Annotated in this window: 11 protein-coding genes; 7 read left to right on the top strand and 4 right to left on the bottom strand. The window is 39.3% G+C overall.

Translation table 11 applies throughout. From position 1 onward, the window contains the following. Positions 1-122: 122 nt before the first annotated feature. Positions 123-2,450, bottom strand: a complete 2,328-nt coding sequence (locus ACFSTH_RS18880) for a helix-turn-helix domain-containing protein (protein WP_377772957.1) — start codon at positions 2,448-2,450, stop codon at positions 123-125. A 266-nt stretch (positions 2,451-2,716) separates the two neighbouring features. Beyond that, positions 2,717-5,017: a glycoside hydrolase family 95 protein gene (locus ACFSTH_RS18875; RefSeq protein ID WP_377772959.1), complete on the bottom strand. Its 2,301-nt coding sequence runs from the start codon at positions 5,015-5,017 to the stop codon at positions 2,717-2,719. Between the two features lie 1,266 nt (positions 5,018-6,283). Here ACFSTH_RS18875 and ltrA point away from each other — a divergent pair. After that, positions 6,284-7,414, top strand: a complete 1,131-nt coding sequence (gene ltrA, locus ACFSTH_RS18870) for a group II intron reverse transcriptase/maturase (RefSeq protein WP_377772961.1) — start codon at positions 6,284-6,286, stop codon at positions 7,412-7,414. A 91-nt stretch (positions 7,415-7,505) separates the two neighbouring features. Here ltrA and ACFSTH_RS18865 read toward each other — a convergent pair whose 3' ends face one another. Further along, the gene (locus tag ACFSTH_RS18865; protein WP_377772963.1) at positions 7,506-8,150 is read right to left on the bottom strand and encodes a hypothetical protein; all 645 of its coding nucleotides are present in this window, start codon (positions 8,148-8,150) and stop codon (positions 7,506-7,508) included. Between the two features lie 462 nt (positions 8,151-8,612). Between ACFSTH_RS18865 and htpG the strand changes: the two genes are divergently transcribed. The 4 genes from htpG to ACFSTH_RS18845 all read left to right on the top strand — a co-directional run bounded on the left by htpG (position 8,613) and on the right by ACFSTH_RS18845 (position 14,058). Further along, the gene (gene htpG / locus ACFSTH_RS18860) at positions 8,613-10,496 is read left to right on the top strand and encodes a molecular chaperone HtpG (protein WP_377772965.1); all 1,884 of its coding nucleotides are present in this window, start codon (positions 8,613-8,615) and stop codon (positions 10,494-10,496) included. A 146-nt stretch (positions 10,497-10,642) separates the two neighbouring features. Further along, positions 10,643-12,325, top strand: coding sequence for a hypothetical protein (locus ACFSTH_RS18855; RefSeq protein WP_377772967.1), 1,683 nt, complete (start codon positions 10,643-10,645; stop codon positions 12,323-12,325). A gap of 133 nt (positions 12,326-12,458) precedes the next feature. After that, positions 12,459-13,466, top strand: coding sequence for a hypothetical protein (locus tag ACFSTH_RS18850; RefSeq protein WP_377772969.1), 1,008 nt, complete (start codon positions 12,459-12,461; stop codon positions 13,464-13,466). After that, positions 13,426-14,058, top strand: a complete 633-nt coding sequence (locus ACFSTH_RS18845; protein ID WP_377772970.1) for a hypothetical protein — start codon at positions 13,426-13,428, stop codon at positions 14,056-14,058. Before ACFSTH_RS18850 ends, ACFSTH_RS18845 begins: the two co-directional genes overlap by 41 nt. Positions 14,059-14,121: 63 nt before the next feature. Here ACFSTH_RS18845 and ACFSTH_RS18840 read toward each other — a convergent pair whose 3' ends face one another. Beyond that, positions 14,122-17,547 carry a DEAD/DEAH box helicase gene (locus tag ACFSTH_RS18840; RefSeq protein WP_377772972.1) on the bottom strand — a complete coding sequence of 1,142 codons (3,426 nt, stop codon included), beginning with the start codon at positions 17,545-17,547 and terminating at the stop codon, positions 14,122-14,124. Between the two features lie 235 nt (positions 17,548-17,782). Between ACFSTH_RS18840 and ACFSTH_RS18835 the strand changes: the two genes are divergently transcribed. Both ACFSTH_RS18835 and nfsA read left to right on the top strand, forming a co-directional pair. Further along, a complete protein-coding gene (locus ACFSTH_RS18835; protein ID WP_377773140.1) occupies positions 17,783-18,835 on the top strand; it encodes an LLM class flavin-dependent oxidoreductase in 1,053 nt (350 codons plus the stop codon). Positions 18,836-18,916: 81 nt separating this feature from the next. Then, positions 18,917-19,702 (top strand): oxygen-insensitive NADPH nitroreductase, encoded by a 786-nt coding sequence (gene nfsA, locus ACFSTH_RS18830; RefSeq protein WP_377772974.1) that lies wholly within the window; start codon positions 18,917-18,919, stop codon positions 19,700-19,702. Positions 19,703-19,998 lie beyond the last annotated feature (296 nt).

The following is a 19,998-nucleotide window of genomic DNA, read 5'->3' as shown; positions in this document are numbered from 1 at the left end:
TCCTTCTTGTTGTAACTTTACGCTAACTATAACAAGGAAAAAGTGGTGCTTCTAGCCGCTAATTGATCAGATAATAGGTTCAAAATTAAGAAAAGTGATAGCTTTTTTTAAAGAGTATTTTTTTAAGAAAGGTCAGAAGTCTTTTGTTTATAGGTGTTTCGGTACTCGCCTGGTGTCATATGGACTAGTTTTTTAAAATTACGACTCATGACGACGTTGTTGGAGTAACCAATTTTTTCAGCAATAATTTGTAATGTTTCGTTACTTTCAGTTAGCAATCGTTTTGCTTCTTGAATACGAAGTTCTTGTAATATGTCGACAAAGTTACGACCAGTTTGCTCCTTCAGCATGTTCGACACATAAGCAGCGTGTAGCTGAAATACATCGGCTAACAAATTGAGACTCATCTCTGAATTGTTAAAGTTTTCTTGCAAGTAAGTGATCATCTTTTCGGCATTATTTAAGCTGCGTCCCTTTTTCTGTTCTTCCATATAGTTGCACAATTGTTCGAATATACGGCGTAGCACTTGTTTCATCTGATCAATTGATTCACATGTTAATAACTGTTCATACGGATTATTGCTTTGTTCAAACACATCTTCCATCGGAACAGATATCGTATTTAATATGTTCAGACCAGTTCCCATTAACTCAAAATAAAAATAACGGATAATACTTAAAGAAAGGTGACGATTGGATTGTTGTTCATTATGAGCAAATATTTCGTCAAGTAGTTCATTCGTCCGTTTGTTATCACCTTTATTTATCGCATGAATAAGCATTAACTCTAATTTGGGTGGATAGTAATAGTTTGTTTGTGAATGATCAGCAGTCGTTTGCTCGAAGGCAGTAACGGTATCTAGACCACGAAATAAACAATACTCCATTGTTTTTACCGCTTCCTGATAAGAAATAGCAGCACCATCGAAGTTTTGCTGTAATCCGCCAATCGTAATCGTTATTTTAGACTTGTATTTGTCAGAGATAAATTCACTGCCTTGTGTACAAGTAGTAATTAAATTAGCCAGCTCTAATGGCTTCGTCGTTGGAACGTTAAGCAAAAAGGCAATTCGATTAATTTGCAAATCGATAAGTGGGCTCGGGTAATAAGGTTGAAGTAAATGTTCTAGTATGTTGCCGATGGCGAATTTGGTTAAATTTCGTTCCCCCCATGTAATCTCCGCAAACTCATCAATATGAATAAGTAAACATTGAAAGGAGTCATGTTCAAAATGAACACCAACGGAATTTAGACTTGCTGCATGGGTATGAACGGCTTTATTTTGCAATAATTGAATGAGCATTTGATTACGGACGACCGGAATTTGTTGTTGCAATAACAGTTCTCTTTCTCGTTTTTGGAGCCAACCTTGTTCCGCTACAGTAGCGATAAAATCCAGTTCGTTTTTTTCGATTTTGGTGTCGCTATTTTCGGCTTGTACGATAGTTTTTAAACGTTGCACCATATTTTTTACAGGCTTATAACTTAGACTTGCTAACAGATAGGCAATAAATAAACTTCCTACAATCATAAAAGTCAATAAAAAAGTAAACGATGTTTTGCCAATCGCCGCTTGTTTTGCAATATATTCAAAGGGAATGACCGCCATCAGTTTTTTATTAAAGGATTCATTTTGGACGTGAAAGATAAGTGTATCGTCTTGTTGCGTATAACTATTAGCCGCTACATTCATTGTTTTTAAGTGGTCGATAGAAAAGTTGGACTCTAGTTGTTTATCCCTACTTGCTAACAATAATTGATCGGTAGTTGCATTGATGAGATAGACGCTGCCAGATCCGTTGGAGAAAGCGTTTTCCATTAATGCCAGTAATTCAGATGTATCCATTAGAAATTCGATATTGGCATAGGATTCTTGATTGGGATATAAGTTAATAGATTGCATGAGCGCAATGGATGAAGTTCGTGTTTCGGTATCATTTAGCGTAGCAGGGACATATTCTAACGTGTGTGGGCTAGCTAATTTTTGTTTCCAGCTTTCGAGACTTTTTTCCTGCCCAAAACCATGCTCCGTATAGAAGCTATCTTTATCAAATCTGGTACTATCGGTGACGACCATATCGGATCGATTGTAGTAAATATAAATCGCTTTAATCGATTTGTTTTGACTTTTTGTTCGATTTAATAGTTCAATTAACCGAGATAGATCATATTTATTATGTTTGTCTAATTGTTTGCCAGCAGTTAAAAATTGTTGTACTAGCGGTTCTTGTGTTAATCTTAGCATCATGTGCTCTATGTTTTTGAAGTTTTCATTCATAATTTGTTGGGTGTGGTTCAAAATATGTACCGTAGATTTCCCTGCCTGTCGCACCGTATTAGCTGTAAAAGAGTGATAACTAATAATCAGGACGATGAGAGGAACGATTAACATAAACAAGTATGAAATTAAAATGGTAATAAAAATACGCCGATTTTTTATCGATTGCATATAATAATAGGCCCCCCTTTAAAATAGTTAGTTCATAGAATTCATTTATAGCATGGATTAGCGTATGGTTGGAACATAAAGTTTTGATAACGGCTACAATCTAGATTAAATACATAAAAATATTAAGAAAATACTACAAAAAGGTTTGTACTGAGTCGAATGGTATATTTTATATTGAAAAAATAGCTTGCTCGACTACGGAATAGTAGTGAGACAAGCTACTTTATGTTTACATATTAGTATTAGAAGAATCGTTATTATCGAGATTACTGTAATGTAATAATGTAGGTTTTTCCTGCTTCGACAGTAAATTGTTGCAACCCATCGTTATAGGTAGATGAAATGACTTGATCGTTGCACACGATATGATAAGGATGAGCGGTACGTAAGTGGCACATCTGCGTGTGGTTCACCAGTAATTGTCCCTCAACTAATGTATGATTATTCCAACGAATAGCTACTTCAACTGCACCTCTTGCTTTTAAACCACGGACTTCTCCATTTTTCCAGGCGACTGGTAGTGCGGGCAGCAAAATAATTTCATTATGATGTGATTGCAGTAACATCTCGGCAACCGCTGCTGTACCTCCGAAATTACCGTCGATTTGAAATGGAGGATGGGAGTCGAATAAGTTAGGATACGTGGAATCGGTCAATAAATGATCGAACTGTTTATAAGCACGTTCCCCTTCGCCTAATCTGGCCCAAAAATGAGTTAACCACGCACCACTCCAACCTGTATGTCCACCGCCACTAGCTAATCTACGCTCCAAAGTTACTTTTGCTGCTGCTGCAAGTTCTGGTGTACGGTACAAATCAATCTGCTCTCCTGGTGATAGAGCGAAAAGATGGGAGACATGACGATGCCCAGGTTCACGTTCTTCGTAGTCTTCTATCCATTCCATAATTTGTCCATACTTTCCGATAGTAGGGGATGGTATAGTCGATAGCGCTGTTTGTAAGTCTTTGCGGAAAGATTCGTCCATGTTTAATATTTCACTTGCCTGTATACAAGCAGTCCATAACGCATACGTAATTTGACTATCCATCGCAGGTCCCATACATAGCACGCCACGTTCCCCATTAGGTAATATAAATGTATTTTCTGGTGAAGTTGAAGGTCCGCTAATCCGTCTCCCTTGCTCATCAATTGTTAAATATTGCAGTAAAAATAAGGCGGCATCTTTCATGATCGGATAAGCACGTTCTGCTAAAAAGGTAGCATCCAAATGATAGCGATAGTGTTCATAAAAGTGGAGGGCGAGCCAAGCTGCACCCATTGGCCATACTGCGGAAGTAACAGACATTCCTTCGATATGGGTGGAAGCCCAGATGCTCGTATTATGATGAGCGACAAACCCCTCACATCCGTATACTTCTTTGGCTGTTTGTCTTCCGTTCGGTTGCATACGTTCTAGATGATCGAACAGTGGCTCATGACATTCGGATAAATGACATACTTCTGCTGGCCAATAGTTCATTTGCAAATTGATATTAATCGTATATTTGGATTCCCATGATGGGGTAAAGCTATTATTCCAGATTCCTTGTAAATTAGCCGGAAGGGCAAGCTTCCCACTACGAGAACTAGCGATAAGTAAGTAGCGTCCGAAATGGAAATATAATGCGTCTAAATGAGGGTCTGCTTTTCCTTCTTTCCGTCTAGTTAACCGTTCGTTTGTCATCAGCTTAGATGCTTGATTAGACTCCTCTGTATCATCGGATAATTCCAAGGTGACTCGATTAAACAAACGTTGGTAATCTGTTATATGATCATTTTTTAATTGCTCGTAAGATTTAGCAATCGCTTGCTGTAGCTGCTGCTCGCATATGGCTAGTGGTTCATCATGACGAAAAGTGGATTGTGCGGTCAAATAGATCGTTGCGCTGTCCGCTTGCTGGACGGCTATCGAATCACCGATTGTTTGTACCGTTCCGCCGGTTTGTTCAATATGTAGTACAGCACAAAAACGAACGCCGTTGACTCCACCATTGCCATGCATCACTACTCGATTTGGCTGTAAAACTTCGCAACCGCTATCATAAGGTCGACGCATCAAATTAGCATTAAACGTCAAACTTCCTGTTTGACTTGCAGTCAAACGGATAACGATGACTTGATCGGCGGCACTAGCCCAATGTTCTCGTCTATACGTCACACCATTTAGCTCATAACGCGTATAGGCAACTGATTGTTGCAAATCGAGGGAACGACTATAGTTTTGCACAGCAGCTCGATCATGGTTAGCAAAATAGAGGTGCAAATCACCGAGTGGCAAATAAGGCTGCAAGTAGCGTGGTGAACTGAGCAATGCCATATTGCTCAAATATTCTGCTTCCGCTTGTTTACCCTCAAGTAGTAGCGTCCGAATTTGTTCCATGTAAGTAGTAGCATCTGGATTATTGTTATAGACTGGTCCACCTGCCCAAATCGAATCTTCATTTAAACTAATTTTTTCGTTTTTTACTTTACCAAACACCATAGCACCAAGTCTGCCATTACCAAGTGGCAAAGCTTCTTCCCAGCGTTTGGCGGCGGCATTATATTGTAATTGGTAACCTGACATATAAGACACCCTCCATTAGATTGTTTTAACACATTATACCATTCATTAACTGCTTTATAGCATAAAAGTAATTTATTAATTTACACTAGGACATGACTGAAAACCACATAATTTTATATACTATTAATGTTATTCCTTGTCACAACTAGAACATGTTCAAGTTCAACGAATGAAGCGGTAAGTTTGTACGTTTTATCGTATAAAGTGACATTCTGGATGGCAAAATTACGAACGTTTGTACGTTTTATCGTATAAAACCATTACGATCAACCTACTAGCGGGGTCACTTTATATGAATTTTCGTATAAACTTGATCTCTTCCGGTACTTATTTAAATGTTTGTACGTTTTATCGTATAAAATCCTACTACACTCGCCTATTACCTTTGAATTATTTAGAAAATTTACTATAATATTATAATGAAAGTAAAAAACGGATGGAGAGTACATTATTAAATAATGTGCTTCTGCTACAAGACCATCCTCATAGGAGGCTTTAGATGAATAAAAGAGCAGCAGGAATTACATTTGTCGGTTGAATTTTCATTACAGTATGTTAGTCAACCGTATACAATCATTCCGGAAGTGATTTGTTTGATTGTTGGGATAGGATATATCGCATGGTCTGTAAAATTAAAAGAGTAGTAATTAATATTAATTAATATCTTCAGAATAAGAGGGTGACCAAGAAAATGGTAACCCTCTTATTATTGTGCGCCCAGCATGGGCTGTATCTCTAGGGTTCAAGTCCCGAATGGTGAAGGCAGTAGTAGCCATAGCTCAAGGCAAGGGTGTTCATCGCGAGGTGGAATCTGAAGGAAGCCGGCGGCAAATCTCCGGTCTGAGGAACACGAACTTCATATAAGGCTAGCGTGCGTTGGATGAGGCTGCAATACAAGTCAAAGTCCATACTGCCGAAGGCGTACGAGAGTAAATGAAGCAGATAGATGGAGAGGAAGATAGCATTCTTACCTGGGGAGATCTGTACATAAGCAACGGTAATGTTGTAAGCAAGGCTGTGAAGCCATGTTGAATGTGCAGAAGTCAGCAGAGGTCATAGTACGCAGGTTGTTGCAACAACCTGCGGAAGGACTGAACATGAAATAGGAATGGATTAACTTAACGTTCGAGGGTAGATGACGACAGTAGACAATCCGAAAGGACTTATCTCAGGAAAGTAGCGGTGAATACGCGAGGGTACTGGGAAGGGCTTAGTCTATCAGCGGCACCAAGAGAAGAAACATTCACGTAAGGAGTGTACCGAGAGATGATCGAGCAAGTATTGTCACGAGCCAATATGCTATCGGCACTAGATCGTGTCGAGACAAACAAAGGAAGCCACGGAGTAGATGGAATGTCGGTAAAAACATTACGCAGACACCTGCAACAAAACTGGCAGATGATCCGAGAAAGCATAGAAAATGGAACTTATGAGCCAAGTCCAGTCCGTCGGGTCGAAATCCCGAAACCGAGTGGCGGAACAAGGTTCTTAGGCATACCTACCGTGACAGACCGTCTCATTCAGCAAGCAATCACGCAAACCTCTGTATTTGACCCGATGTTCTCGGAACATAGTTATGGCTTTCGTCCACAAAGGCGAGGACATGATGCGGTCAGGAAAGCAAGAACATTCCTGCAAGAAGGCTACCGAATCGTGGTAGATCTTGACTTAGAGAAATTCTTCGACCGTGTTCACCATGACCGTTTAATGGCGAGACTAGCGGAAAAAATAACGGATAAACCGTTATTGAAACTTATCCGAAAGTATCTACAATCAGGCGTGATGGTGAATGGACTCGTCGAGCCAACGATGGAGGGAGCTCCGCAAGGAGGTCCACTAAGTCCATTATTATCGAATATCGTCCTAGACGAACTGGATAAGGAACTAGAGAAGCGCAACCTGCGATTCGTTCGCTATGCGGACGACTGTAACATCTACGTGAAAACGTGGAAAGCAGGTAAGCGAGTGAAAGAATCGGTCACGCAGTTTATTGAAAAGAAGCTTAAACTCAAGGTGAACTCAGAAAAAAGTGCGGTTGACCGACCATGGAAGCGAAAGTTTCTAGGGTTTACGTTTAGCTGGGACAAAGCAAATCCAAAGGTGAAAATCTCTAAAGCATCCTTGCAACGAGTGAAAGCGCGGATCAAAGAGATCACGTCGCGGAAAAGTCCCATTCCAATAGAACAGCGGATCAAGAAACTTAACCAGTACCTAACAGGATGGTGTGGATATTACGCGCTAGTAGATACCAAGACGGTATTCAAGGAGTTGGATGAATGGACACGAAGAAGACTACGCATGTGCATATGGAAACAGTGGAAATTACCACGAACAAAGGTGAAGAAGCTAGTCGCACTAGGCGTCTCTAAGAAAAAAGAGTTTAACGGACAGGTATAACGTATTACGGAATAATTCATGAACCGCCGTATACCGAACGGTATGTACGGTGGTGTGAGAGGTCGGGAGCTAGGCGCTCCCTCCTACTAGATTAAGACACTTTAATTTTACTTGCAATATCTAATAAAAGATCAAGATTATGGGTACCTGGCGAAGCTATAGTGAAATAATGACTTTCTGAAATTACATGAACTTGCTTTCTGATAGAGGAATCCTCAATGACAATGGTATATCCCTCATGTTCAATTATCTTAACATCATCAATGTTATAATTTGCTACAGTTGCTTCTACGGCTCTTTTTTGTCCGCCGAATGTATTTTCAGTCTGGGATAGGATAACTTCATGATAACCATCAGTGAGTTGATAGTAAGCAATAACTGAATTGTCTTGCTGCAAACCACGAACCTCGGTTAGTTTGAGAATACCTGTCTCATTTTCCTCATTTGATGATAATAGTTTTTGAATGGTATTTCCAGCAAGATCAAGTGGGATCCTTATGTCAGTTGTTTGTAGATCAACGCTCTTAAAAGGACTGCCATCAATAGTAGGTAATATAAGCTCATCGTTAATTATTTCGTTTTTTTGATCCAATGTAGGGGCATTGAATTCTGATTGAATTTCTTCAATCACTCCGAGATGTTGGCTTTTATCTGCATAACTTTGATTATAGGTTAATATACTGCCTCCAATTACTGCTACCAATGCAATTGTTGGTACTATTAATTTTAGTTTCATTTTTTCTACTCCTTTTCTAATTAGAGAATACTGTTCCAAATTTAACTAAATTACCCGCCGTCTTGTATGTTAAATAATAGAGAAGATTAATTGTGCGCTAAAAAAGGAAAATCAACCCTTTTAAATGCAATATCTACTATAAATGGTTTTTTAAAAAATACTAGGGGCTAATTTACTATTTTAAAGTATCTAAATTCTTTTACTACCAGCTGTATAAATAAATTTTTCTTAAACTTGAGGTCAACCAATGCTCCCTTGTATTTATACTGTTTTCCAAAGTAAACGGAGTAAAACATGTAAACGTATTGACTTTCCTGCGGTTCAATGATATAAAAATAGATATTGGCACTCACTTCATATGAGTGCTAATATGGCTATTGCAGGTAGAACAGTTATTACTACTACATAGTAGACACCACCTATATCAAGGAATATCTTTTATAATTGAAGGGAGAGTTACCGTTGGAAGTAAAACAGTTTCAAGCAGAGTCTAAACGATTGTTAGAAATGATGATTAATTCGATCTACACGCAGCGTGAAATATTTTTGCGTGAACTTATCTCAAACGCAAGTGATGCGATCGACAAAATTTACTACAAAGCGTTAACGGACGATAATCTCGTTTTTGATAAGGATAATTATTTTGTTAAAATTTCAGTGGATAAAGATAACAGAACATTAATTGTTAGTGATACAGGAATTGGTATGACACCAGAAGAGCTAGAAGCGAATTTAGGTGTTATTGCGAAAAGTGGTTCATTAGCGTTCAAAAAAGAAACGGAACTAAAAGACGGTCACGATATTATCGGGCAGTTTGGTGTCGGTTTCTATTCGGCATTTATGGTAGCTGATACTGTTAAAGTAATTAGTAGAGCGCTAGGTAGTGACAAAGCATACGCTTGGGAATCACAAGGAGCAGATGGCTACACGATTACAGAAGCTACGAAAGATTCCGTAGGTACAGACATTTATATGAAGATAAAAGAAAATACAGAAGATGATAACTACGATGAGTTTTTGGAGCAGTATCGTTTGCGCGCTATTATAAAGAAATACTCTGATTTCATCAAATATCCCATTAAAATGGAGATGACGAGTAGCCGACCAAAAGAAGATGCGGAAGGTGAATTTGAAGAATATACAGAAGAGCAAACGCTCAATAGTATGGTTCCAATTTGGCGTCGTAACCGTAATGAATTAACGGATCAGGATTACACGAATTTCTATAATGAAAAACGTTATGGCTTCGATCAGCCGTTGAAGCACATTCATATTAGTGCAGATGGTGCTGTCGTATATCGTTCGATTCTTTATATTCCTGGAAGCATTCCATTTGATTTTTACTCCAAAGAGTATGAAAAAGGGCTAGAGCTATATTCTAATGGCGTATTAATTATGGAAAAAAGCTCGGATTTGCTGCCAGATTACTTTAGTTTCGTCAAAGGTATGGTAGATTCGGAAGATTTATCGCTAAATATTTCCCGAGAAATGTTGCAACACGATCGCCAGTTAAAACTAATAGCGAAAAATATCAAAAACCGTATTAAATCAACACTACAAACGATGCTCAAAGATGAGCGTGATAACTATTTGAAGTTTTATGAATCATTTGGTCGTCAGTTGAAGTTTGGTGTTTACAACGACTATGGTGCTAATAAAGAAGAGCTGCAAGATTTACTAATGTTCTACTCTTCAAAAGAAGAAAAGCTAGTAACACTTGCAGAATATGTAGAACGAATGCCAGAAGAGCAAAAGTATATATATTACGCTACAGGTCCATCTATTGAACGGATTGCTCGTTTGCCACAAACAGAGCTAGTAGCAGATAAAGGTTACGAAATATTGTATTTGACAGAAGATATTGATGAGTTTGCGATCAAAATAATTGCAGCTTACAAAGAAAAAGAATTCCGTTCCGTATCTGGCGGCGATCTTGGGATTGAACAGGAAACACAGGATGAAGCTACAGAACAAGCGAATGAAGAAAATAAAGAGTTGTTCGAGCAAATGAGTAGTTTGTTAGCGAATAAAGTAAAAAGTGTTCGTGTTTCCAAACGTCTTCGTTCACACCCTGTCTGCTTAACTGCGGAAGGCGAAGTAACGATTGAGATGGAAAAAGTACTTAGTCAAATGCCAGATAATCAAAATGTTCAAGCCGAAAAAGTATTGGAAGTTAACGTAAATCATAGTATTTTCCAAGCACTGAAAAAAGTGCATACGGAAGATCAAGAAAAGTTCGAGCTATATACGAACTTACTTTATAACCAAGCGTTATTAATCGAAGGATTGCCAATAGAAGATCCTGTACAATTCACGAATGATATGTGTAAAGTAATGGCGGAATAGTAAAACAGAGTAAACTGGTCTACAAGCCTAGTAACAGGTTTGTTAGACCAGTTTATTTGTTTATGTATATATGTGGATATATTGCTTCTTGCAAATATAAACTATCATGGCTACAATCAACGTGACAGTAACGATGAGGTGAGATAATGAATAAAAGTGAAAAAGGTAGTGTTAGTATGAAAGAGACTGCTGCGACAAGAATGGAAAAAATTATTTATTTTAGTGCGGAGCGAGCGTTAGAGCAGCCTTTGCTTGCAAGTGGTTTATGGCATCATCACGATATACGTAACAATTTTTACGATGCCTCGTATATTATAGCTGCTGCCACTCTCCCGTCCTTGACGACTAGTTGGAACAAAGAAGAAGCGAGAAGATTGGCAGAAAAAGTATTGCTTCAATTGCTGCGATTGCAAGATCGACAAGTGGGCAGTACAACTTATGGGCATTGGCCACTTAACGCACACCCGGAACCTACGGAGGCTCCTAAAAATACGTTGCCAGCAGAATTGATGGGGTTGTTGCTCGCTTATTTTAACAAACAGTATAGACCTTACTTATCTCCAGAACTACAGCTTGAACTGAACGTAACGTTAACAACGTTGCACAAGAGTGACTTTTACAAAGTACCAATGGTCCATTACAACCATCATGAAGCAAAATATACAGCTGCCAAACTGATTTATGGTACACTTTTTCAAGATGAAGCTTTGCTGGAAGAGGGAAACCAATGCTTAACAGAAACGCTGCAACGTATTAAACAAGTAGGTATGACGGAATATGGATGTCTACCGTGGTTTTGGCATTGGGTACAGTCGTTTACAAGTGCATATTATATTGTAGAGCGTGACGATATTGTACAAACAATAAAAGAAATGCTTGATTATTTATGGTATGAACGAGCGCATTATTATTGGCAAGGAGCTTGGGTGGGTCCGCATTCTCGCAGTTTACCACATGATCTGCCAGCCGATGGCAACGTGTTATTTGATTACGTACAATTTGGTGATATTCCATTTCCAACGGTAGTACCTAGAATAGAATATGCTGGCTTACTCTACTCAGCTGCTCCAGCGGAAGCGATGCAACTACTTACAGAAAGACAATATCCTCATACGCTTCAAAGGCTGGTTGCTCCTAAACCACAAGCTTCTAATTATGATGTGCTGCACAGCTACGTCTATATGACCGATTGTTATGCTGTAGGTGGAATGTGGGAGCGGGCAACAGAATTTGATAACGAGCAAATGCGCTGGGCAATTACGCTGCCGGCTACAGGTGATGGAAAAGCTAATCGGGCTTATTTTTTCCATCCTGGTGTACATTTCGCGGGCAAAGATTCCGAAGATTGGCGTCACCAAAGTGATGTCGAACAAGTTGTTTACAACAAAGGTGCAGTACTTGCTGTATATGATGACTGTGGGTCGGAACATCCATACATTGTTGGTTGCCTACCACATGGCACATGGTTACATGAACCATTAGCCCTATATGGCATGTGTGGTGATAACTATATTGCAGTTCATTTGCAGCATCCCTATCAAGCAGAACAACGTGCGAATGCATGGCGGATCATTAGTGAAGGCTCCAATCATGCCGTTGCTATAGAAGTTATGAGTAAGCAAGAAGCTAGGGAAAGAAATATGGAAGATGTGCAACAATTTGCTGCCGTGATGCGCCAACATGCATTAAAAATAGCAGCAGACAGCTTGGAAGTAGTATATGTAACGAGCGCTGGTGAAAAATTACAGTTAGCTGAAAAGCTAGAGCAAGCCACTTGGGAAGCAACTATTAATGAGCAAGTGGTAGATTGGCAAAGCTATACGTACTAGTTTTACAACATTGGTATAATTAACCGCTGGAAATTAGTTCTAAAGTCGGTCTCAATAGGATAGAAAGTTGCGTGGTTTTAAGTTATCATAATTAGTAACGCTTAATAGCCTAGACTTTCTTTGGGAGGTAAATATGAAGCATTATACAAAATATATAACGATGATGATAGCAGCTTTCATTGTTGTTCAGTTATTTTCAGCGACGTCGCTTGCCGCTCGTCTAGATGGTACCGCGTTTGATTTAATAGACCCTGCATCAGGATATCAAGTTATTGTACCAGGCTTTATTAAACATGATGAAGTAACAGTAGAGCATAATGATGGCAAAAAGAAAAAACTGAATGTAGTTGTTGTCGAAGCACCAGAAAAAAATAAAGACGGAACATACTCTTTGTTTGAAGTGGTAACAAAAAGTAAAAAAGCCTATCGCTTGAAGTCACAGCCCAAAGGTTACTATAACGGCGATTTAGGTTTAGTAACAACGAAGATTTCTAATGGTAGTGCAATTTATAGTGTACCGGCACTTAATTCCTCAAACTTGAAAAAAATAGCCGGCGAAGATATTTATATATTTAATTTCCAAGTGTTTGATGAGCAGAACAAATCAGTATTTGCAGTGTATGATCTGTTGTTTATGTTCCAAAATAGTGATGGTATGGCGAAGCCAACATCTAGTCCTGTATTTGTTAACAACGAAGAAGTGATGTTAATGTCGTATTTGATCGGTGATCATAACTATGTCAAGCTACGGGATGTAGCGGCGGCATTAACTGGTACCGAAAAACAGTTTAATATTGCTGTCGATAGTAGTAATCGGACAATTAAATTACTGCCGGGAGAAAACTATACGTCGATTGGTTCGGAATTACAACAAACAGCTGGTAGAGAGCCAAAGGATGCTGTTCCTAGCAAATTTAAAATTGAAACGAATGGTAAATTAAAAGAGCTATCTGTTTATACGATTGATTCTAGTAGCTATTTTAAACTGCAAGATTTGCAAAAATTAATCGGCTTCCAATTAGATTGGGACGCAGCTACGAAAACGATAGAGATCAATGCAGCACCACTTGCTGTTCAAATCGAAGATAGAGGGGATACCTATGGACAACCAACAGCCACCACCATTTGGAAAAAACACTAAGTACTCTGTAGATATGCAGCTGTTATTGAAGTTACTGAAAGATCCATTGTATGCTAGGCAACTAGATAATTACAAGGATACAAAATATGGTTGGATTGGTTTGGCAGTTTCGATAGTTGGCTTCTTTATTAGTGGCTTGTTAATGTCTTGGCAGTTTGGCAAAAATGTTAATATTATTTTATCATTTATGATGAATAGTGGATCGATTTTAAATGGATATAGTGGTGGAATTATGGCGGCAAGAATATTATTGCTAGGAGTTATGTCGAACCTTTCTTTGTTTATTTCCATTTGGCTAATTAGTTTGTGGAAGGGCGGTAGACGCCGTACAATGAAGGCGTTAATTACGAGGCTCGGTGCTATGCAATATATAACAGGAGCAGGGATGATCGTTGCTGGAATATTCGCTATAATATCTATGAAATTTGCCCTTGCTATTATAATTATTATTTTACTGTACACTTTAATTGTAACGATGATTGGAGCTATGGAGCTGTATGAAGTAGCGGAAGAAAACAAGTCTGTTTTTCTGATTTCTGTTTTTGCTGCTTACGGTATACTTTTGGCGACATTTATGCAATTTATTATGTGAAAAGTATGACTATTGTTTGGTGCAGTCGTTCGAATAGCGACTGTGCCAGCCAATAGTCATTTTTTATTCTATTTCTATTGCAAGCAGCTCCAACAAGTCTTCTGTAGCAAGTGCTGATGTTTGATGTAGCTCTGGCTGAATAACTGCGTCGATGATATCTTTTTTGCGCTGTTGCAGTTGTAGCATTTTTTCTTCGAGTGTTCCTTTGGCAATTAGTTTGATGACTTGTACTACTTTTTGTTGCCCTAATCGATGAGCGCGATCTGCTGCTTGTTGTTCAACCGCTGGATTCCACCACGGATCGTATAGGACGACCGTATCTGCGCCAGTTAAATTAAGGCCCGTACCGCCTGCTTTGAGTGAAATTAAAAAAATATCTTTTTCCCCAGCGTTAAATCGTTCGCACAGTGCAACTCTTTCCGCAGCTTCCGTTGCGCCATCCAAATAGAAATAAGGAATAGCCTGATAGCCTAGTTCCTTCGCAATGATTTGCAGCATCGATGTAAATTGTGAAAAAATAAGCATTCGCTTGCCGCTACTTTGACATTCCTCGATAATATCGAATAGCTGTCGTAGCTTCGCTGAACCGCCTTCGTATCCGTCTACGAACAATGCGGGGTGACAGCATAATTGGCGCAATCTAGTTATACCTGCAAGCACTCTTAATTTCTCTTTATTAAACCGATGATCATCCAAATGCTTTAACGTTTCTTTGCGCAATTTAGCCAAGTAAGCAACATATAGCTTTTTTTGTTCTGGTAACAATTCACTGCTATACGTAACTTCGATTTTTGGAGGTAATTCTTTGAGTACATCATTTTTCGTCCGTCGTAAAATAAAGGGAGCGATGCGCCGTGCAACAAGTTGCTCGGGGTAATATTTTAAAATATCACGATTATCAAATAATTCGGGCAATACAATTTGAAAAATCGAAAATAAATCTTGTAGTCGATTTTCAATAGGTGTACCGGTTAAAGCAAAAATATGTTTGGCACGTACAGCCTTAATGGCAACCGAAGTTCTGGTCGCTTCGTTTTTGACAAATTGTGCTTCATCAAGTAGTAGCGTATGGAACTGGTATTTCTCATATACTTTACTATCTTGTCGCATTAATGGGTAAGAAGTAATGAGTACATCCATCTGTTCTTGATTAGCAATTATTTTTTTTCGTTTTGTCAAACTACCGTCCACGACACATGCCTTTATGTGCGGAGCGAACTTTTGTATTTCTTGCCACCAATTATAGGTTAGCGATGCTGGCGCAATAATTAAAGCAGCTTGTTTCGTGCCAGCTTTATCTAGCGTTCGTATTTCATCTAACATCGCTGCCAAAAATGTAATACTTTGAATCGTTTTACCTAGTCCCATATCGTCAGCCAATATGCCGCCCACTCGGTAATACGCTAGTGTGCGCATCCACTGATAACCATATTTTTGATAGTTACGCAGTAGTGGCTCCATCATAGGAGGTATAGGGAAATTAAGCTTATCTGGTTGTTGCAAATGGGCTAGTCGTTTACGCAGTGCAGGATTTAGTTTAAACGATTGCCCAATGTCGTCGGGAAATTGTAATAAAGACAATGCTTTGATCGCAGGTAGATGCCCGTGTACACCATCCCAAGCAACTTGATGCAAACCTACTTCATTCATCAGCGTAATGATTCGTTCGAATTGTTCATCGGATAGTGGGACTAGTGCTCCGCTTTTTATTTTGAAATAGCGCTGCTTTAATCGAATGGCTCGCACGAGCTGCTTAATCTCTTCTTCATCAAATCCTTCAATATCTAGCCGGAATTCCAGCCAATCATGACGTTCGTCGAAATGAATGTGCATAATCGGATGTAGTTGTTCGTGATGCAACTTTATTTTTACGGCTGCTGTAGCCAAAATTTCTGCTAATTGCTCCATCTGAGGAATGACTTCATATAACAAATGGAACTGTGCCTCTTCATCGTCTACGACAAAGCCACTTTCTGTTCGAAAAAAAGAATCGTACGTCATTAAGGCCATTATTTTCTCTTCTTTTATCCGATCCGTTTGCAAAATATGTTCATATCCTCGTTCCATCGTAGGTTCTTGCAGCGGATTAATCGTAATATCACCATATTGAAACTCTAAACTAACTAGAAGGCGATCTTTGACTCGGTCAATATAAAATCTTGCTTGTAATGGGTAAGTTACTACTTTGTCGGTAATGGTTTCATCAATCGTGACCGTAGCTATTTTTTTGAAAATAGGAAAAACGGCATCCAAATAATGACTCATCTGCTCCGCATGAATAATCAGCCGAAAACTATCTAGCTGATCCTGTTGTTTGGCAATCGATTGTAACTGAAATAGCAAGTCTGCTTCTGTCTCATCGATGGCGAGAAGTGTGCGATCAGCGTACGCTAATTGATAGGCAGGTAGTAAAGTTATATTCGATAATCCCGTAATTTGCAGTCCATATTGCTCCGTTATAGCATCATCAAAAAAATGAACAGTTAGCGGTAAAGGTTGTTGAAAGTATGTTAATCGCTCATAACGAATACTTCGGTTAGCTAGCTGGCTCGTTGTGTCAATAATATGGACTTGATGGTGTTTCAAAAGGAATGGTAGTAACTGTTCCCATAATAGCGGTGGAATAAATAATGCTTGTTCGTTTAATTTTAGCGTAGCTTGTTTGTTCCCTCTAGCAGAGTTGATATGGGAAGTATAGAGCTTGTCTTGTTGGATATATTGGATCAGCGGCTGTAATATAGCATAGTCAGCAGTGGAAAAGCGGTGCTTTGCCGGATGATAAATAAACTGACTATGGCATACATAGGTTGCTTTTTTAGTTATTTTAAACAAAAACATACCCGGCTGAGCGACTGGATACAAAGCGTCAGGCGTTGTTCCCACAAATAGTTCTAATAAAATAACCGGTTGTCCATCTGTTTCTGGTGATGCTGCTAGTTTGAGATGGTAAGCAATGCTTAATTCTGTCCGTACATCATGAATATATTGTGTAGCCGCTGGTGGTTGCTGTTGTTGTTTGACTAGCTGTAACAATAAGTTAGCTGTTTCGTACTGGTTAGCAACAGGAAGTTTTTGTGTCTGCTTTGTAGGCGCTAATTGTTTGTCTGCCTGCACCTGTTGCTTGTTGACAGATGGTTCTGCTAGGTCTAATAGATGTTCGACATCCCTATTTTCATTTAGTACTATTTCAGCAATCAAATCGACATGATGCAAAATAGCGTATAGCGATAGAAGAGCTGCGACAATATGTTCACACGCTTCTTCTCGTTGTAGGGAACAAAAACAAGTGGCAGTAATCGTAGCCCGATCCGTTAAATCAATCGTCACAAATTCTTGTCGTTTGCCATATACCGTTGCTTCGAATTGGTGATATTGTTGTTCAAAATAACTCCATTCCACTCGTTCCGCTTCTACATATTCTAATCCACGCTCATATATCGTTTGATTGCAAAGTTGTTGTATCGCTTTTATAGAAAGTGGATAACTCATTCCAACTCACCTTTCTAGAATAAACGTTCGTACTATTAGTATACTTGATTACCATTTCACTTGCATACCTACTTCATCTAGGTTGTTATAGGTAAGAGCTGGGTGCTTTGTCTAGTCTAGTCGTTTGACTTTCCGAACTGTATGAAATAAAATTACAGTATAATCGAAATAGTTGAGGTGACACAATATGACGAACAAAGAGATAAATGATATAACGAATAATCCGATGAGTAAAATGACAAACAATACGATTAACAAAGTGACTGTTCCTGTCTCTATATTAGACGTATCACCGATTGTAGAAGGTGGAACGATAGCACAATCATTACATAATACGATTGATCTAGCGCAACATGCAGAAAAATGGGGTTACCATCGTTTTTGGTTAGCTGAACACCATAGTATGCCGAATATTGCTAGTTCTGCAACGTCTGTTGTTATCGCTCATGTGGCAAGTCAGACGAACAAAATTCGAGTTGGTTCTGGTGGCATTATGCTGCCGAATCATTCTCCGCTTGTTATTGCCGAGCAATTCGGCACGCTTGATGCTTTTCATCCTGGCAGAATAGATCTTGGACTGGGACGAGCGCCAGGAACGGATCAAGTAACCGCAACGGCGCTGCGTGGTGCACGTGGTTCGGGAGGGCACGATTTTCCAGAGCAGCTAGAATTGCTGCGCACTTATTTTGATCCAAGCCGACAAGCTTCCCCACCGAAGGTTAGAGCTTTTCCGGGCGAAGGAACTAACATTCCGATTTGGCTACTAGGCTCCAGCGACTTTAGCGCTATGTTATCAGCCCAGCAAGGGTTGCCATTTTCATTTGCGGGTCATTTTTCGCCTAACTTTACTGTTCCTGCCATGAATTTATACCGTAATAACTTTACAGCTTCGGAAGATTTGCAAGCACCTTATGCGATGGCGGCAGTTAACGTTATTGCAGCAGATACGGATGAACAAGCAGAATATTTGGCTACTTCGATGAAGCAGCTATTTGTAGGAATTTTCCGTAATGCTCGGCAAAAATTACAGCCACCTGTAGATAGTTTGGATCATTTATTGACACCACAAGAAAAAATATTGCTTGATCAACAGCTTGGCTCATCGATAATTGGTAGTAAAGCGACTGTTGCCGAAAAATTGCAGCAATACATCGATGCGACAAAAGCAGATGAAATTATGATAGCTAGCTATATTTATGATCATGATGCGAGACTGCGCTCCTATGAAATTATCGGACAGCTTATCGATGAAGCGAATACGAGTGGTTTAGGACAATTTCCAGCATAAGCATCTTTGGCACTATATTATTTGAGATAAGTCGCTTGTAAAATGGAAGTTAGTTAACGATAAAGGAGGGGAAAGCAGCAGATGGACAAGAATTTGAATGAAGCTAGTATGCACAATAGTAATGACGTTATTTCTTTGTTGACTAATCATCGTTCCATTCGTAAATTTACGGATGAGGCAGTTTCGTCAGAACAACTGGCGACAATTATTGAAGCTGCACAGATGGCGTCTACCTCCAGTAATGTACAAGCATATAGTATTATTAACGTTACCGATCCGCAGCTGCGCCACCAAGTGATGGAGTTATCGGGTAATCAAACGTACGTCGAAGCAGCTCCGACCTTTCTCGTTTGGTGTGCTGACTTGCAGCGTCTTGCCAAAGTGTCGCAGAAAGACAGCGGAAATGTAGAGGAGCAGTCCTATATCGATACAATGGAAAACTTATTAGTTGCAACGATCGATACAGCTTTAGCAGCACAAAATGCCGCCATTGCCGCAGAATCATTACAACTAGGTATTGTCTATATTGGTGGTGTGCGTAATAACAGTGAAGCGCTGTCACAGCTATTACAATTACCTGACCTCGTGTTTCCGCTGTTTGGCATGTGTATAGGTAAACCGGCGCAACAACCAATATTGCGTCCTAGATTACCCAAAGAAGCAATACTATTCGAAAATAAATACTGTGCAGAGCAAATGGACGACTCACTCCTACAATATGATCAAGCGATATCGGCATATATGAACAAACGGAGTGACGGAAAAGTAGACACTAACTGGTCCGAGCAAATGAAAAAACGGCTGCAAGCTCCCGTTCGTTTGCACATGAAGTCATTTTTGGAGCGACGAGGCTTTATGAAGAGATAGAACACAATAAGAAACGAACGTACAGGTTATACAATTATATAAAATAGCGCATAAGGTCTATTATATCCAAAGACCGAATGCGCTTTATTTGTGTTTCATATTTGGGCTGACCAATACGTCTCTAAAATAAAGGTTGGACTAAAAAGGTGATGGAGAGTAATCCTTGCAGGAACTACAACCTAAATTTGTACGATATTTCATACAAAGCCACTCCTTTTAACCACTATTGCGGGCTTTTATACGATTTATCGTATAAAGCAACCGCTTGAAGCTACTACCCTCAGCCCGTTTATACG

Source organism: Paenibacillus yanchengensis (assembly GCF_042684845.1).
GTDB lineage: Bacteria > Bacillota > Bacilli > Paenibacillales > Paenibacillaceae > Pristimantibacillus > Pristimantibacillus yanchengensis.
This window is presented reverse-complemented; position numbering and strand designations above follow the sequence as displayed.

What these genes read in the sequence shown, in the direction of transcription:
- ACFSTH_RS18880 (WP_377772957.1), bottom strand. Translation starts at nt 2,450, where the DNA reads ATGCAATCGATAAAAAATCGGCGTATTTTTATTACCATTTTAATTTCA.
- ACFSTH_RS18855 (WP_377772967.1), top strand. Translation starts at nt 10,643, where the DNA reads ATGAATAAAAGTGAAAAAGGTAGTGTTAGTATGAAAGAGACTGCTGCG.
- ACFSTH_RS18840 (WP_377772972.1), bottom strand. Translation starts at nt 17,547, where the DNA reads ATGAGTTATCCACTTTCTATAAAAGCGATACAACAACTTTGCAATCAA.
- ACFSTH_RS18845 (WP_377772970.1), top strand. Translation starts at nt 13,426, where the DNA reads ATGGACAACCAACAGCCACCACCATTTGGAAAAAACACTAAGTACTCT.
- ltrA (WP_377772961.1), top strand. Translation starts at nt 6,284, where the DNA reads ATGATCGAGCAAGTATTGTCACGAGCCAATATGCTATCGGCACTAGAT.
- ACFSTH_RS18875 (WP_377772959.1), bottom strand. Translation starts at nt 5,017, where the DNA reads ATGTCAGGTTACCAATTACAATATAATGCCGCCGCCAAACGCTGGGAA.
- ACFSTH_RS18850 (WP_377772969.1), top strand. Translation starts at nt 12,459, where the DNA reads ATGAAGCATTATACAAAATATATAACGATGATGATAGCAGCTTTCATT.
- ACFSTH_RS18835 (WP_377773140.1), top strand. Translation starts at nt 17,783, where the DNA reads ATGACAAACAATACGATTAACAAAGTGACTGTTCCTGTCTCTATATTA.
- nfsA (WP_377772974.1), top strand. Translation starts at nt 18,917, where the DNA reads ATGGACAAGAATTTGAATGAAGCTAGTATGCACAATAGTAATGACGTT.
- ACFSTH_RS18865 (WP_377772963.1), bottom strand. Translation starts at nt 8,150, where the DNA reads ATGAAACTAAAATTAATAGTACCAACAATTGCATTGGTAGCAGTAATT.